Here is a 13,992-nt window from a genome sequence, read left to right as displayed (position 1 = left end):
GTCAGCTGGAGCAGCTCACCTCAAGCGTTTTACCCCAGTCTGGTGGCCGCTGACGATAGTCGGCGGCTGTTTCATCACTAAAGGGTTGCTGCAGCGCCTGGTGCAGACGCGCCAGCGCCCCCTGCTCTCCTCGCTCAGCCTCTTCAATCGCCTGCTGTGCCAGGTAATTTCTGAGGATCACCGCCGGGTTTGCCGCCTTCATCACCGCCTGACGCTCCGCATCGCTGACCTGTTCATCCATCAGGCGGCTGCGGTAGCGCTGATACCAGCGGTCAAAGGCCTCACGATCAATGAACTCATCCCGCAGCGGTGAACGGCTTTCCGCCTGTTGCGTCTCACTCAGTTGCCGGAACGTCAGGGTGTAATCGCTGTGCTCCTGCGTCATCAGCGCCAGCAGGTCGGTCAGGATCTGATTGTCGCTGCTCTGCTGGGTCAGTAAACCGAGTTTAGCCCGCATCCGCTCTCCCCATACCCGCATCAGTTCAGGTTCATAGGCGCTGAGTGCCGTGCGCAGTTGTTCAGTCGTCAGCAGCCCTGACAGCGCATGGGCCAGGCGGTTGAGGTTCCACATGCCAATCATTGGCTGATTTTCAAAACTGTAACGCCCCTGATAGTCGCTGTGGTTGCAGATGAAGTCAGGCTGATAATCATCCAGAAAACCATAGGGGCCGTAGTCGATGGTCAGACCCAGAATCGACATGTTGTCCGTGTTCATCACGCCATGCGCGAAGCCCACGCTCTGCCACAGCGCAATCAGCCGGGCAGTGCGCACCACAACGTCGGTAAACCAGCGCTGATAGCGATCCGCCTCCTCCACCAGATGCGGCCAGTGATGACGGATGGCGTAGTCGGCCAGCTGCTGCACTTTCTCCTGCTGCTGGCTGTAAAAGAAATGCTCGAAATGACCAAAGCGCAGATGGCTGGGTGAAATGCGCATCAGCATTGCACCGCGCTCCGCCGTTTCGCGGTAAACCGGCTCATCGCCAATCGACAGGGTCAGGGCGCGCGTGGTGGGGATCCCCAGATGGTGCAATGCTTCAGAGGCCAAAAACTCGCGAACGCTGGAACGGATCACCGCCCGCCCATCCCCCATACGGGAATACGGGGTCAGGCCCGCGCCCTTAAGGTGCCAGTCAAGTTTCTGGCCATCCTCTGTGCGCTGTTCTCCCAGCAGGATGCCGCGCCCGTCGCCCAGCTGACCGGCCCAGACGCCAAACTGATGGCCACTGTACACCTGGGCCAGTGGCTGCATGCCGGGCAGCAGTGCCGCGCCGTGCCAGACGTCATGCCCGTTACCGGCGAAGAGTGCGCTATCCAGTCCCATTGAGGCGGCCAGCGGGGCGTTATGATAGAGCAGGCGTCCGCCTGCCAGCGGCGTTGGGTTAAGCGCGGTATAGCATCCGGTAAGCACCCGGAACCAGGTATTGTCAAATGATAGCTTGCCTGAGGACATTGTTTCTCCCATGCGATGCTCAGCGAGACGTCGGTTTGCCAAAACCTTCAGTGTAACGCTGATATCGGGGATTAAACAGGTTCCATCAGCCAGGATGCTGAGAAGAGGGTCGGCGACTGTCGGCGCGGTTCAGGGAACGCAACGCGTCAGATTTGACCACCGGGAACAGTGCGCCCTGAAAATCGACCCCACTGAGCTGGCTCACTTTATCCAGCAGCCGATCATCGTCGATGCCGCAAATAATCAGCCGGTCACAATGGGTGCGGAAATTATCGATAATGCTCTGCATGAACGGCACAAACGACGCGCGCTTTGCCAGGGAGTGAATAAACTCTTTATCCAGACAGATCCAGCTGAATAAATTATCGTAGACCGCATTCGAGGGTGTTTTGCCAGCCCCAAAATGGGAAAGCGCTAAATTAAACTCATCATGCAGGCTCGCCAGCAGCGGATTATTTTTTCCGAGCTTCAGCTGCGGAAACGTTTCAGTGATATTCAGCAGAATGAAGGGCAGCTGCTTTATTTTGCGCATCACTAATTCGCTGGCCAGAAGCGTCCGGGCCATTCCTTCATCAATACGGATCAATGCGGAGACGTCGTGCGACTCGAATAACGCACGGTTCTGCTCCAGCAGGCTAATCTGACTTTGCAGCAGGCGTAACTGCTGCGACTCATCGAGCTGCGGCAGCAGCAGATCCTGAGGCAGCGTGATCGGCGCACTTTCATGCACAAACTGCGTAACCAGCTCAACAGCAGCCAGCCGTCCGTCAGCATCACAGACAGGATAAAACCAGATTTCCGACTGATAGTCGGCCGAGAGATGAATTTTCATTTTAATGCCAGAATATGCGGCGATGTTGATATCGTATAGTAATGGTCAGGCTCAGGCAATAGCGCCAAATCATTGAAGAGACGACCTTCTTTGCCCTTCCACCACCGTTTGCCAGCCTGCGATGACGCTTAAGCCAAATAGTGACGACAAAACTGCGCTTATTAGCGGAATTAAACCAGCATTTATTATGCCTAATAAAATCCCCGCTCAAAAACTGTCATTTAAAATAAAACTTTTAACGGCTGTTTTTTCTCTATTTTAAATTGGACTTAAGTCTTATTTCAGACTCTCCGGTTAAATACGGCGAGCCTGCCAGAAGACTTTGCGCCAGTAGACATTGTCCAGCGAGGAGCGGATCACCCCCTGGCTGGTGGAAGCATGAATAAAGGCATTATCACTGTCGTAGATGCCGACATGCAGGCCATTCTCCCCGCGACCGGTTTTAAAGAAGACCAGATCGCCGGGCAGCAGTTCGTCTTTACTGATACGGGTGCCGATATCACTCTGTGCTGAGGTGGTGCGCGGCAGTTGCAGCGCAAAGCGGTCGCGGAAGGTGAGATAGACAAAGCCAGAGCAGTCGACACCGTTACGGCTCATGCCGCCATAGCGATAGGGCGTGCCGTGCCAGTGACCGAGCTGGTCGTTCAGCTCTGCAATCACGGTAATCGAGTCGGAGAGACGACCATTAATCGGCGGGGCGTGATGACTGCATCCCGTCAGCAGCAGAACCAAAATCAGCAAACCCAGGCGCATCGCCAAATGTCCTTATCAGAAGTTGCAACCGGTTTAATGTAGCGGTAAAGCCCGCCGGGTAGCAAGTGTCAGGGCAGGACGGTCAGCAGCGTGCGTCCTTCAAGCTCAATCTGCCGGAAGGCGATGCCATAAAGCGGTGTCAGCCGCTGCGGGGTCAGAACCGCGGCTGGTTCGCCCTGCGCAATGACCTGTCCCCTCTCCATCAGCCAGACCTGATTCGCCTGATGCAGCGTGTGGTTGAGATCGTGACTGCTGGCGATCACGCTGATGCCCGCCGCACAGAGTCCGGCGATCAGATCGTCCACCGCTTTCTGCTGGGCGATATCCAGCGCGGTCATTGGCTCATCCAGAATCAGCAGCCGCCCGTCTGGATTGATGCGCGGATCAATTTGCAGGCAGACCGCCGCCAGGCGGACACGCTGCCACTCCCCGCCGGAGAGCCGGGTCAGTGAGTGGGCGAGTTTATCCTGCAGCTGAAGCTGCTGCAGCAGCATGCTGAGCCGATCTTCATCCTGCGCCCCCCTCTGTTTCAGATGCAGCCGTAAATAGTGCCAGACCGGCATCTGACTCAGGGGGGCCTGCTGCTGGGGAAGCCAGCCGCGAGCCCGGGCCAGCGCCGGGCCGCTCCACCCGGACAGCGGACGGTTATCCAGCACGATCCTGCCGGACGCGGCCTGCAGTCCGGCAACAATGCTGAGCAACGTGCTTTTTCCCGCGCCGTTCGGACCGGCGACATGCAGCAACTGACCGGCGGCAAGCTCACCGTTCAGTGAGCACAGCCGCCCGGCGAGCGCCACCTGCTGCAGGCGCAGCAGCATCTATTTCGCCAGAGCCTGCTTAATGGTTTCCAGAATAATGGGATCTTCCGGCGTCATATCAGGCGCGAACCGCTGGACAACGCGACCGTCCCGGCCAATAACGAATTTTTCAAAGTTCCACAGGATGTCGCCCGGCGCTTTTGGTCCGCGCCCTTTGCTCACCTGACGCTCGTAAAAACCGCTGCCTTCGGGACGAACGGCGTCAGGACAGGCCGCGATCAGCTGAGCATAGAGCGGATGACGCCCTGCCCCATTAACGTCGGTTTTGGCAAACATCGGGAATGTCACGCCATAGGTGGTGCTGCAGAAGGTTTTGATCTCTTCGCTGCTGCCAGGCTCCTGCTCCAGAAACTGATTGCAGGGAAAACCCAGTACGCTGAAGCCGTGATCCTGCCAGGCCTTCTGCAGATTCTCCAGCTCCTCATACTGCGGGGTGAGACCACATTTCGAGGCGACGTTTACCACCAGCAGTACCTTGCCCTGCCACGCAGAGAGCGTGGTTTTTTCACCATCAAGCGTAACCAGTTCAGTGTCATAAATGTTCATGCTGAATTCCTGTTGTGGATGCAGAGTAGCCAGCCAAAAGCTAGCGCGAAGATTTTACCAGTAAAAGAATAAACAGCGGCGCGCCGAGTGTCGCCGTGACCACGCCTATCGGTAATTCGGCCGATGTCAGCGCCAGACGCGCGACGATATCGGCCGCTAACAGCACGCCTGCGCCAGCCAGCGCAGAGGCGGGCAGCAGATAACGGTGATCGCTGATGCCGCTCAACCGCAGCAGGTGCGGGATCACCAGCCCGACAAAACCAATGGCACCGGCCATGGCAACGCTGATACCGACCAGCCAGCCCATCGCCAGCACCAGCAGATTGCGCCAGTAGAAAAGAGAGAGACCGAGCTGACGAGCGGAGATCTCCCCCAGCGCCAGCAGATTCAGTATGGGTCCCGTCGCATTCAGGGCCAGCATCACCGGCAGCAGCGCCAGCATCATTCCGCCATAGCGCCAGTCAATGCCGCTGAAGCCGCCCATCATCCAGTACATCAGCTGACGCAGGTCGAGGCTGGTGCTGAAGTAAACGGCCCAGGTCATGATGGCACTGCAGATAATCCCCAGCGCCACGCCCGTAAGTAACAGCCGGGTTACCGAGAGCTGACGATGCGCGAAACAGAGCAGGATCAGCGTAATCATGAGTGCTCCGGCCATCGCGGCCAGGCCGAGGCTCCATAGCGAGCCGCTGCCCAGCAACACGCCCAGCACCAGACCGATGCCCGCTCCGTTTGAGACGCCCAGCAGGCCAGGCTCGGCCAGCGGATTGGTAAACAGCGCCTGCATCACGACGCCGCACACCGCCAGGGATGCGCCGACCAGCATCACCGCCAGACTGCGCGGCAGCCGCAGCTGCCAGACAAAGAGCCGGCCGCTCTCCGTAAACCACTCTGAGGGCGCGATCCAGCTGTCACCGGCACACAGGCTGCCACAGAGCAGCGCAAGCAGTATAAGAGCTAAAGTAATAAGCCATTTCTGGCCGCGCTGGTCGGCCTGAAGCGCGAGCGGGTCAAGCAGAGACATAGGCTGGATTTGCTGAGAAAACAGAGATTTGATTGTAGTGGGATTGCAGAAAAAAGAAAGGTGGTTGATGCGGTGTGCGCCCTGCTGGCAGACGGGCGCGCCAGCGCAGTTACCGGCGGGTGAGACCATGAAAAAAGGCCGCTTGCGCGGCCTTTTTGAAACGCTGAAATTCAGTCAGTCTCTTTGGGTGTAGCGTTCTCTACGCGGCTTTTCAGCTTCTGTCCCGGGCGGAATGTCACTACGCGACGCGCGGTGATCGGAATATCTTCCCCCGTTTTCGGGTTTCTGCCAGGACGCTGGTTTTTGTCACGCAGGTCAAAATTGCCAAACCCAGACAGTTTTACCTGTTCTCCATTTTCCAAAGCGCGACGTACCTCTTCGAAAAACAGCTCTACTAACTCTTTGGCATCGCGTTTGCTCAGCCCGAGTTTCTCAAACAGGTACTCTGACATCTCAGCTTTTGTAAGCGCCATAGGTTCAATCCCTCAAGGTTGCCTGGAATCGCTCTTTTAATGCCGCAACACATTTGCCAACGGTCGCGGCAATCTCCTCTTCTTCGAGTGTCCGGCTGGTATCCTGCAAAATCAGGCTGATTGCGAGGCTCTTGAAGCCCTCAGAAACGCCCTTACCGCGGTACACGTCAAACAAGTTTACGCCAACTACCTGATTTACGCCAACTTTCTTACACTCCGCGATGATATCTGCTGCAGGGACGTTTTCAGCCACCACAACAGCAATATCACGACGGTTAGCCGGGAAGCGAGAAATCTCGCGCGCGTCAGGCAGGACGCGGTCTGCGACCTTATTCCAAAGCAGTTCAAAGACTAAGGTGCGGCCGTTGAGATCCAGCTTACGTTCCAGCTCAGGATGAACGACTCCGATAAATCCGATTCGTTCATCGTGCAAATAAATCGCCGCGCTCTGTCCCGGATGCAACGCCGGATTGGCTTCAGCCCGGAAGCTGATCGCATCCAGTTTGCCGGTTAAATCGAGCAGCGACTCTAAATCGCCTTTTAAATCATAGAAGTCAACTGCCTGGCGCGCCAGATCCCAGTGCTCTTCAACACGGTTTCCGCTGATAACACCGGCCAGCATAAGATCCTGACGGATGCCTAAATCTGCCTGCGTGTCGGGCACAAAGCGTAAGCCGCTCTCAAACAGACGTACGCGACTCTGCTGACGGTTCTGGTTGTAGACGACTGCGCTGAGCAGGCCGGTCCACAGGGAGAGACGCATGGTCGACATCTCGCTGGAGATCGGGCTTGGCAGCAGCAGCGCCTCTTCACCCGGATGCAGCAGCTGCTGAACCTTCGGATCAACGAAGCTGTAGGTAATCGCTTCCTGATACCCCTTGTCCACCAGCAGGTTTTTCACGCGTTTCAGCGACAGGTTCGCTTCGCGATGCTGAGTCATGACCAGCCCCGCCTGCACCGGCACGTTCGGGATGTTGTTGTAGCCGTAAACGCGGGCCACTTCTTCAACCAGATCTTCCTCAATCGCCATGTCGAAGCGCCAGCTCGGGGCGATCGCCTGCCACTCACCTTCGCCTGTCGTGACGTCGCAGCCGAGACGGGTCAGAATATCGGTAACCTGCTCATCGGCGATGACATGACCAATCAGGCGATCCAGTTTTTCCCGGCGCAGGGTGATCGTCGCCGGAACCGGCAAGGCGGCCTGATGCGTCTGGTCGATGATCGGGCCGGCTTCACCCCCGCAGATGGAGAGCAGCAGCGCGGTTGCACGCTCCAGCGCGATATGTTGCAGCGCCGGATCAACGCCTCGCTCATAGCGATGTGACGCGTCGGTGTGCAGACCGTGACGACGGGCGCGGCCGGTGATCGCCAGCGGGTCAAACCAGGCGCACTCAAACAGAATGTTCTGCGTTTCGCTGTTCACGCCCGAATGTTCGCCACCAAAGATACCCGCCATCGCCAGCGCCTGCTGGTGATCGGCGATGACCAGCGTGTCTGACTGCAGGCTGGCTTCAGTGCCATCCAGGAGCGTCAGCTTTTCGCCCTCTTTCGCCATGCGCACCACGATGCCGCCGTTGAGGCGATCGAGGTCGAAGGCGTGCATCGGCTGACCCAGTTCCAGCAGCACATAGTTGGTGATATCCACCACCGGATCGATTGAGCGGATACCACAGCGACGCAGCTTCTCTTTCATCCACAATGGCGTGGCCGCACCAACGTTAACGCCTTTCACTACGCGACCCAGGTAGCGCGGACAGGCCTCCACCGCATCAACCTGAATCGGGAAGGTGTCACTCAGCGTGGCAGCGACCGGCTGAATCTCTGGCTTGTTCAGCGGCAGACCGTTCAGCACCGCCACATCACGCGCGATACCGATCAGGCCCAGACAGTCCGCGCGGTTAGGCGTGACGCTGATTTCAATGGTGTTGTCATCCAGCTGAAGCCAGGCGCGGATGTCGGTGCCCACGGGCGCATCGGCAGGCAGTTCAATAATGCCGTTGTGGTCGTCGCTGATTCCCAGCTCGGAGAAAGAGCAGAGCATCCCTTCTGACGGCTCACCACGCAGTTTGGCCGCTTTGATTTTGAAATCACCCGGCAGCACCGCACCCACGGTGGCGACGGCGACTTTCAGCCCCTGGCGGCAGTTCGGCGCGCCGCAGACGATATCCAGCAGACGGTCACCGCCCACATTAATTTTGGTCACCCGCAGTTTGTCAGCATTCGGGTGCTGACCGCACTCCACCACTTCGCCAACCACGACACCGTTGAACGCACCGGCGACGGCCTCAACGCCATCCACTTCCAGACCGGCCATGGTGATTTGTTCAGACAGCGCGGCGCTGTCCAGGGCTGGATTTACCCATTCGCGTAACCAGAGTTCACTGAATTTCATTGGATAACCTGCCCTTACTTAAATTGTTTGAGGAAACGTAAATCGTTTTCGAAGAATGCGCGCAGATCGGTCACGCCATAGCGCAACATGGTCAGACGCTCCATGCCCATACCAAAGGCGAAACCGGAGTAAACTTCCGGGTCAATGCCGACATTGCGCAGCACATTAGGGTGCACCATGCCGCAGCCCAGCACTTCCAGCCACTTGCCGTTTTTACCCATGACGTCCACTTCTGCTGAAGGCTCAGTAAACGGGAAGTAGGACGGACGGAAACGAATCTGCAAATCTTCTTCGAAGAAGTTGTTCAGGAAATCGTGCAGCGTGCCTTTGAGATTGGTAAAGCTGATGTTTTTATCCACGATCAGCCCTTCCATCTGATGGAACATCGGCGTGTGGGTCTGATCGTAATCGTTACGGTAGACGCGGCCTGGCGCGATGATACGAATCGGCGGCTGCTGAGCCTGCATGGTACGGATCTGCACGCCGGAAGTCTGGGTACGCAGCAGACGGGTGGCGTCAAACCAGAAGGTATCGTGATCGGCACGCGCCGGGTGGTGAGCAGGAATATTGAGTGCATCAAAGTTATGATAATCATCTTCAATTTCCGGCCCGGTGACGACAGCAAAGCCTAACTCACCGAAGAAGGTCTCAATGCGATCCATCGTGCGGGTGACCGGATGCAGGCCGCCATTTTCAATGCGGCGACCCGGCAGTGACACATCGATGGTCTCTTCCGCCAGACGCGCATTCAGCGCCGCCGATTCCAGCGCCTCTTTACGCGCGTTCAGGCGGTCGGTGACCTGCTGTTTCGCTTCGTTGATTACCGCACCGGCTGCAGGGCGCTCTTCAGCAGGCAACTCGCGTAAGGTGGTCATCTGTAATGTCAGATGCCCTTTCTTACCGAGATATTCGACGCGCACCGCGTCAAGGGCGGCGATATCTGTCGCCCCGTCGATAGCCGCCGTGGCGCTGGCCACCAGTTCTGCGAGTTGGGACATAATTTCCTCTTTTTCCAGTCAGGCTGGTCAGTTCTTGTTGGGACCTGCCGGTCCAGTATGCTAACGCCAGAAATAAAAAAGCCTCCACGAGGGAGGCTTTTAGCGCGATTTTTCGTTTCTTTTCTTATGCGCAAAAGCCCCCGGATGTCAGGCGCTAAAGTAAAAAAAGAAACGGAAAATAGCAGCATTCATGCTTGCAGTTACCTTGTCATGCTTTACGAGGGCACTATTGAAATGCGCGGAGACGAAAATGTCAATCTTTTGCGCAGCTTACAGGCAATAAAAAAGGGAGCAAGCTCCCTTTTTCATCTGACTTACGCCAGAGCTGATTTCGCTTTTTCGACCAGTGCAGTGAAGGCCACTTTGTCGAATACGGCGATATCGGCCAGGATCTTACGGTCGATCTCAATGGCTGCTTTTTTCAGACCATTGATGAAACGGCTGTAAGACATGCCGTTCTGACGAGCCGCTGCGTTGATACGCGCGATCCACAGCTGACGGAACTGACGCTTACGCTGACGACGGTCACGGTAAGCATACTGACCAGCTTTGATAACAGCCTGGAAGGCAACGCGGTAAACACGTGAACGTGCACCGTAATAGCCTTTAGCTTGTTTTAAGATTTTTTTGTGACGTGCGCGAGCAACTACACCACGTTTAACGCGAGCCATGTGAGCTCTCCTGTTCTATATTCTGTTTAAAAAAATGGACTTATGCGTACGGCAGGCAGGCAGAAACCAGACCCAGATCGCCTTTTGACACCATGCCTTTAGGGCGCAGGTGACGTTTACGCTTAGTAGATTTTTTGGTCAGAATATGACGCAGGTTTGCGTGTTTACGCTTGAAGCCGCCAGAAGCGGTCTTCTTGAAGCGCTTAGCCGCGCCACGTACAGTTTTAATCTTTGGCATTTTTAAAAATATCCACTTCGCATTGTTGATAACATGACCCAGACAGGCGAACAGAAAACCGCACAACGCGAACGCTGCGCGGTTAATGTTACTTGAAAGCCTACTGTTTCTTCTTAGGAGCGAGCACCATGATCATCTGGCGGCCTTCGATCTTCGAAGGGAAGGATTCGACAATGGCCAAATCCAGATCTTCACACAGGTCTTTACGGACGCGGTTAAGCACTTCCATACCGATCTGCTGGTGCGCCATCTCACGACCACGGAAACGCAGCGTGATTTTGGCTTTATCGCCATCTTCCAGAAAGCGAATCAGGTTGCGTAGTTTGACCTGATAGTCGCCATCATCGGTTCCAGGACGGAATTTAATTTCCTTAACCTGAATAACTTTTTGCTTCTTCTTCTGTTCCTTAGAAGATTTGCTTTTTTCGTAGAGGAACTTGCCGTAATCCATAATACGGCAAACCGGCGGTTCGGCGTTCGGGCTAATTTCGACTAAGTCAGCACCCGATTCCTCGGCTTTTTCCAGAGCTTCGCGTAATGAGACGATGCCAAGTGGCTCGCCATCCATGCCCGTTAAGCGCACTTCAGTTGCGCGGATTTCGCTGTTAATTTTGTTCGGACGCGTCGGTAGTACTCGTTTTCCGCCTTTAATACTTTATTCCTCCAGTTGATGAAGATTTCGGCTGCGAATCTCTTGTTGCAACTTCTCAACAAAGAGATCGACATCCATCGACCCCAGGTCTTTACCACGGCGGGTGCGAACGGCAACTTTGCCTGCTTCCACCTCTTTATCACCGCAGACCAGCATATAAGGGACGCGACGTAATGTGTGCTCGCGGATTTTAAAGCCTATCTTCTCATTTCTCAAGTCTGCCTTCACACGAATGCCAGCATTCTGCAGCTTACGCGTTAAAGACTCAACATATTCCGCTTGTCCATCGGTAATATTCATGACCACGACCTGCTGTGGTGCCAGCCAGGTTGGGAAGAAACCAGCAAACTCTTCGGTCAGAATACCGATGAAGCGTTCCATCGATCCCAGAATCGCACGGTGAATCATCACAGGCGTCTGACGATCGTTATTTTCACCCACATACGTCGCTTCAAGACGTTTTGGCAGGGAGAAGTCTAGCTGAACGGTTCCACACTGCCAGGCGCGATCAAGACAATCGTACAGGGTAAACTCAATTTTCGGGCCGTAGAAGGCGCCTTCGCCTGGCTGGAACTCAAACTCAATGTTGTTTTCGTTCAGCGCGGCAGCCAGATCTTCCTCGGCGCGGTCCCACATCTCATCGGTGCCGATGCGCTTCTCAGGACGGGTAGAGAGTTTGACCACAATCTTTTCGAAGCCGAAGGTGCTGTACATGTCATAAACCATGCGGATACAGCTGTTCACTTCGTCACGCACCTGCTCTTCTGTACAGAAGACGTGGGCATCATCCTGGGTAAAGCCGCGTACACGCATCAGGCCATGCAGCGCACCTGATGGCTCATTACGGTGACAGCTGCCGAACTCGGCCATACGCAGCGGCAGGTCACGGTACGATTTCAGACCCTGATTAAAGATCTGAACGTGTCCCGGACAGTTCATCGGCTTAATGCAATATTCACGGTTCTCAGACGAGGTGGTGAACATCGCTTCTTTATAGTTTTCCCAGTGCCCGGTTTTTTCCCACAGGACGCGGTCCATCATGAACGGACCCTTCACTTCCTGGTACTGGTACTCTTTCAGCTTGCTGCGGACAAACACTTCCAGTTCGCGGAAGATGGTCCAGCCGTCGTTATGCCAGAAGACCATACCGGGTGCTTCTTCCTGCATGTGGTAGAGATCCAGCTGCTTACCAATCTTGCGATGGTCACGCTTTGCCGCCTCTTCCAGACGCTGCAGATAGGCTGACAGCTGCTTTTTGTCTGCCCATGCGGTGCCATAGATGCGTTGCAGCATCTTGTTGCTGCTGTCGCCGCGCCAGTAGGCACCGGAGATCTTCTGCAGTTTAAAGTGATGGCAGAACCGCATGTTCGGCACGTGCGGACCGCGGCACATGTCGACATATTCTTCATGATGATAGAGGCCAGGCTTATCGTCGTGGCTGATGTTTTCATCAAGAATGGTGGTTTTGTAGATTTCGCCGCGCGCCGCAAAGACGTCACGGGCTTCCTGCCAGCTGACCTTTTTCTTCACCACATCGTAGTTGGTCTCAGCCAGCTGATGCATGCGTTTTTCCAGCAGGTCGATATCTTCCTGGGTCAGCGTACGATCGATGTCGACATCATAATAGAAGCCGTTATCAATGACCGGGCCAATCGCCATTTTCGTATCCGGCCACAGCTGCTTGATGGCATGCCCTAACAGGTGCGCGCAGGAGTGACGGATGATTTCCAGACCGGCTTCATCTTTTGCAGTGATAATCGCCACGGCGGCGTCTTCGGTGATGGGGTCGACCGCATCAACCAGTTCACCGTTCACGCGGCCAGCGATACAGGCTTTCGCCAGACCCGGCCCGATGTCCAGCGCGATATCCATCACACTGACAGGGCGGTCGAACACACGCTGGCTGCCATCAGGAAGCGTAATTACAGGCATTTCTAATCCTTATTTGCAGTGGTAGGCCACACGAAAGCCTACATGCAACGTCATGTAAAATGGGTGACCTGGCGTAACATCAGACCCACATTGTCGGAATGTCGCCAGGATTGCCGTGCGGGGCAGATGATAGCAGTTTTCCTGGTCGAGAAAAACCATCCCCTTTTTGCTAAGCCGTGGAGAGATCAAAAAAAAGCGGCCTGACAGAGTGTCAGGCCGCCGGGCAGACCACGGTTAAAATTGCGCTTACATCGCGTAGGAGAGCATAACCGAGGTTTTGGTGTCGGTGCGATCCGGCGCAGATTCCGGCGGATTGTTGTTCCAGGTCACGTTGTACGCCAGCTTCAGGGCGAAGTGGCTGTTAATTGCCACCTGCAGGCCGGTTTCAGAGTTCACGGTGGTATCTTCACCGAAGCTGCTCAGTACAGACACACCCTGGACAAATTTGGTGGTATCAGTGAGCTGCCACTGATAGCTGACCGCGCCATAGCCCAGCGCTTTGGTTTCGTGGCCGCCATCGTGGAAATCGTCGTAGCGCACACCCGGACCAAATTCCGCACGCAGTGAATGCACCGGACCGTTCAGGATCTGACGACCGTAACCGGCTGTCAGAACGTCGCGCGAATCGTAACCATTGAAACGATCGCTTAACCAGCTCGCCTGACCAAACAGGTAGTCATAGTTGCTGACGTTGTAACGTGAACGACCGCCGATGCTATAGGTCTCGGAAGAGCGCTCATCGTTTGACGAGGTGTTGGCCGCGTTACCCCACAAGCTGTAAGCCATTGATGACTGATACCAGGTCATATTGGTCTGAGCGGTCATTGATGAACTGGTGGTGTTACCGGTTTGCGCCAGGTAGCCCGCAGCAGCTGAGCCTTCAAACGGCTTTTTCGCCGTAGAGGGGTCATCCATTGAGGTGAATACGGCGTTATCGGCCAGTGCCTGGTGACAAAATGCTCCGGCGGAGAGCAGAAGAACAGCAGACAGCTTGTTATAGGCTTTCATTAAATGTGATCCGTGCGACAGTTTAAAAAACGAAGAGTCTGAAGCGTTTTGCCCGGCATTCAATGCAATTTACGGTAAGTTTTGTAAAAAAATATTAACTCACCCGAAATGCGTGGAATCAGCCCTGCAACACGTGTTAATTGGGACTCATCTGATTAACGTCGCGCATTATAGTGCTGCGAAAGGGAAAAGATAGCCGTAG

General features: G+C 55.4%; 15 protein-coding genes and 1 other annotated feature. All 15 genes read right to left on the bottom strand.

Annotated elements, in window-relative coordinates:
• Position 1 precedes the first annotated feature (1 nt).
• The 15 genes from HFD97_RS04505 to HFD97_RS04435 all read right to left on the bottom strand — a co-directional run bounded on the left by HFD97_RS04505 (position 2) and on the right by HFD97_RS04435 (position 13,790).
• Positions 2-1,453: a YdiU family protein gene (locus tag HFD97_RS04505; protein ID WP_167431221.1), complete on the bottom strand. Its 1,452-nt coding sequence runs from the start codon at positions 1,451-1,453 to the stop codon at positions 2-4.
• 85 nt (positions 1,454-1,538) lie between these two features.
• Positions 1,539-2,285: an EAL domain-containing protein gene (locus tag HFD97_RS04500; RefSeq protein WP_167430903.1), complete on the bottom strand. Its 747-nt coding sequence runs from the start codon at positions 2,283-2,285 to the stop codon at positions 1,539-1,541.
• A 294-nt stretch (positions 2,286-2,579) separates the two neighbouring features.
• A complete protein-coding gene (locus tag HFD97_RS04495; RefSeq protein WP_009090526.1) occupies positions 2,580-3,038 on the bottom strand; it encodes a C40 family peptidase in 459 nt (152 codons plus the stop codon).
• A 68-nt stretch (positions 3,039-3,106) separates the two neighbouring features.
• Complete coding sequence (gene btuD / locus HFD97_RS04490; RefSeq protein WP_167430904.1) at positions 3,107-3,856, bottom strand: vitamin B12 ABC transporter ATP-binding protein BtuD; 750 nt, start codon at positions 3,854-3,856, stop codon at positions 3,107-3,109.
• Complete coding sequence (locus HFD97_RS04485; RefSeq protein ID WP_140028471.1) at positions 3,857-4,402, bottom strand: glutathione peroxidase; 546 nt, start codon at positions 4,400-4,402, stop codon at positions 3,857-3,859.
• 40 nt (positions 4,403-4,442) lie between these two features.
• Complete coding sequence (gene btuC, locus HFD97_RS04480) at positions 4,443-5,426, bottom strand: vitamin B12 ABC transporter permease BtuC (RefSeq protein ID WP_140028470.1); 984 nt, start codon at positions 5,424-5,426, stop codon at positions 4,443-4,445.
• 170 nt (positions 5,427-5,596) lie between these two features.
• Positions 5,597-5,899 (bottom strand): integration host factor subunit alpha, encoded by a 303-nt coding sequence (gene ihfA / locus HFD97_RS04475; RefSeq protein WP_003853259.1) that lies wholly within the window; start codon positions 5,897-5,899, stop codon positions 5,597-5,599.
• A 4-nt stretch (positions 5,900-5,903) separates the two neighbouring features.
• Positions 5,904-8,291 (bottom strand): phenylalanine--tRNA ligase subunit beta, encoded by a 2,388-nt coding sequence (gene pheT, locus HFD97_RS04470; protein ID WP_150029990.1) that lies wholly within the window; start codon positions 8,289-8,291, stop codon positions 5,904-5,906.
• Between the two features lie 14 nt (positions 8,292-8,305).
• The gene (pheS, locus tag HFD97_RS04465; protein WP_009090534.1) at positions 8,306-9,289 is read right to left on the bottom strand and encodes a phenylalanine--tRNA ligase subunit alpha; all 984 of its coding nucleotides are present in this window, start codon (positions 9,287-9,289) and stop codon (positions 8,306-8,308) included.
• A gap of 71 nt (positions 9,290-9,360) precedes the next feature.
• Positions 9,361-9,486, bottom strand: a sequence feature (Phe leader region).
• Positions 9,437-9,481 carry a pheST operon leader peptide PheM gene (gene pheM, locus HFD97_RS04460; RefSeq protein ID WP_106120997.1) on the bottom strand — a complete coding sequence of 15 codons (45 nt, stop codon included), beginning with the start codon at positions 9,479-9,481 and terminating at the stop codon, positions 9,437-9,439. It overlaps the preceding feature by 45 nt.
• A gap of 117 nt (positions 9,487-9,603) precedes the next feature.
• On the bottom strand, positions 9,604-9,960 hold the full coding sequence (gene rplT / locus HFD97_RS04455) for a 50S ribosomal protein L20 (RefSeq protein WP_006118956.1): 357 nt from the start codon (positions 9,958-9,960) through the stop codon (positions 9,604-9,606).
• 40 nt (positions 9,961-10,000) lie between these two features.
• A complete protein-coding gene (gene rpmI / locus HFD97_RS04450; protein ID WP_009090535.1) occupies positions 10,001-10,198 on the bottom strand; it encodes a 50S ribosomal protein L35 in 198 nt (65 codons plus the stop codon).
• A 100-nt stretch (positions 10,199-10,298) separates the two neighbouring features.
• The gene (gene infC / locus HFD97_RS04445; protein ID WP_033736278.1) at positions 10,299-10,850 is read right to left on the bottom strand and encodes a translation initiation factor IF-3; all 552 of its coding nucleotides are present in this window, start codon (positions 10,848-10,850) and stop codon (positions 10,299-10,301) included.
• Between the two features lie 3 nt (positions 10,851-10,853).
• A complete protein-coding gene (gene thrS, locus HFD97_RS04440; RefSeq protein WP_167430905.1) occupies positions 10,854-12,782 on the bottom strand; it encodes a threonine--tRNA ligase in 1,929 nt (642 codons plus the stop codon).
• Positions 12,783-13,028: 246 nt separating this feature from the next.
• Positions 13,029-13,790: a YdiY family protein gene (locus tag HFD97_RS04435; RefSeq protein WP_009090538.1), complete on the bottom strand. Its 762-nt coding sequence runs from the start codon at positions 13,788-13,790 to the stop codon at positions 13,029-13,031.
• Between the last annotated feature and the right edge of the window lie 202 nt (positions 13,791-13,992).

This window comes from Pantoea sp. EKM103V (assembly GCF_011800365.1).
Taxonomy (GTDB): domain Bacteria; phylum Pseudomonadota; class Gammaproteobacteria; order Enterobacterales; family Enterobacteriaceae; genus Pantoea; species Pantoea anthophila.
Note: the sequence above shows the minus strand (reverse complement) of the source record. Positions and strands in the feature narration are given on the sequence as shown.

Bases quoted from the DNA above. Each gene is read 5' to 3' on its own strand.
- HFD97_RS04505 (WP_167431221.1), bottom strand. From the start codon at position 1,453: ATGTCCTCAGGCAAGCTATCATTTGACAATACCTGGTTCCGGGTGCTT.
- HFD97_RS04500 (WP_167430903.1), bottom strand. From the start codon at position 2,285: ATGAAAATTCATCTCTCGGCCGACTATCAGTCGGAAATCTGGTTTTAT.
- HFD97_RS04495 (WP_009090526.1), bottom strand. From the start codon at position 3,038: ATGCGCCTGGGTTTGCTGATTTTGGTTCTGCTGCTGACGGGATGCAGT.
- btuD (WP_167430904.1), bottom strand. From the start codon at position 3,856: ATGCTGCTGCGCCTGCAGCAGGTGGCGCTCGCCGGGCGGCTGTGCTCA.
- HFD97_RS04485 (WP_140028471.1), bottom strand. From the start codon at position 4,402: ATGAACATTTATGACACTGAACTGGTTACGCTTGATGGTGAAAAAACC.
- btuC (WP_140028470.1), bottom strand. From the start codon at position 5,426: ATGTCTCTGCTTGACCCGCTCGCGCTTCAGGCCGACCAGCGCGGCCAG.
- ihfA (WP_003853259.1), bottom strand. From the start codon at position 5,899: ATGGCGCTTACAAAAGCTGAGATGTCAGAGTACCTGTTTGAGAAACTC.
- pheT (WP_150029990.1), bottom strand. From the start codon at position 8,291: ATGAAATTCAGTGAACTCTGGTTACGCGAATGGGTAAATCCAGCCCTG.
- pheS (WP_009090534.1), bottom strand. From the start codon at position 9,289: ATGTCCCAACTCGCAGAACTGGTGGCCAGCGCCACGGCGGCTATCGAC.
- rplT (WP_006118956.1), bottom strand. From the start codon at position 9,960: ATGGCTCGCGTTAAACGTGGTGTAGTTGCTCGCGCACGTCACAAAAAA.
- rpmI (WP_009090535.1), bottom strand. From the start codon at position 10,198: ATGCCAAAGATTAAAACTGTACGTGGCGCGGCTAAGCGCTTCAAGAAG.
- thrS (WP_167430905.1), bottom strand. From the start codon at position 12,782: ATGCCTGTAATTACGCTTCCTGATGGCAGCCAGCGTGTGTTCGACCGC.
- HFD97_RS04435 (WP_009090538.1), bottom strand. From the start codon at position 13,790: ATGAAAGCCTATAACAAGCTGTCTGCTGTTCTTCTGCTCTCCGCCGGA.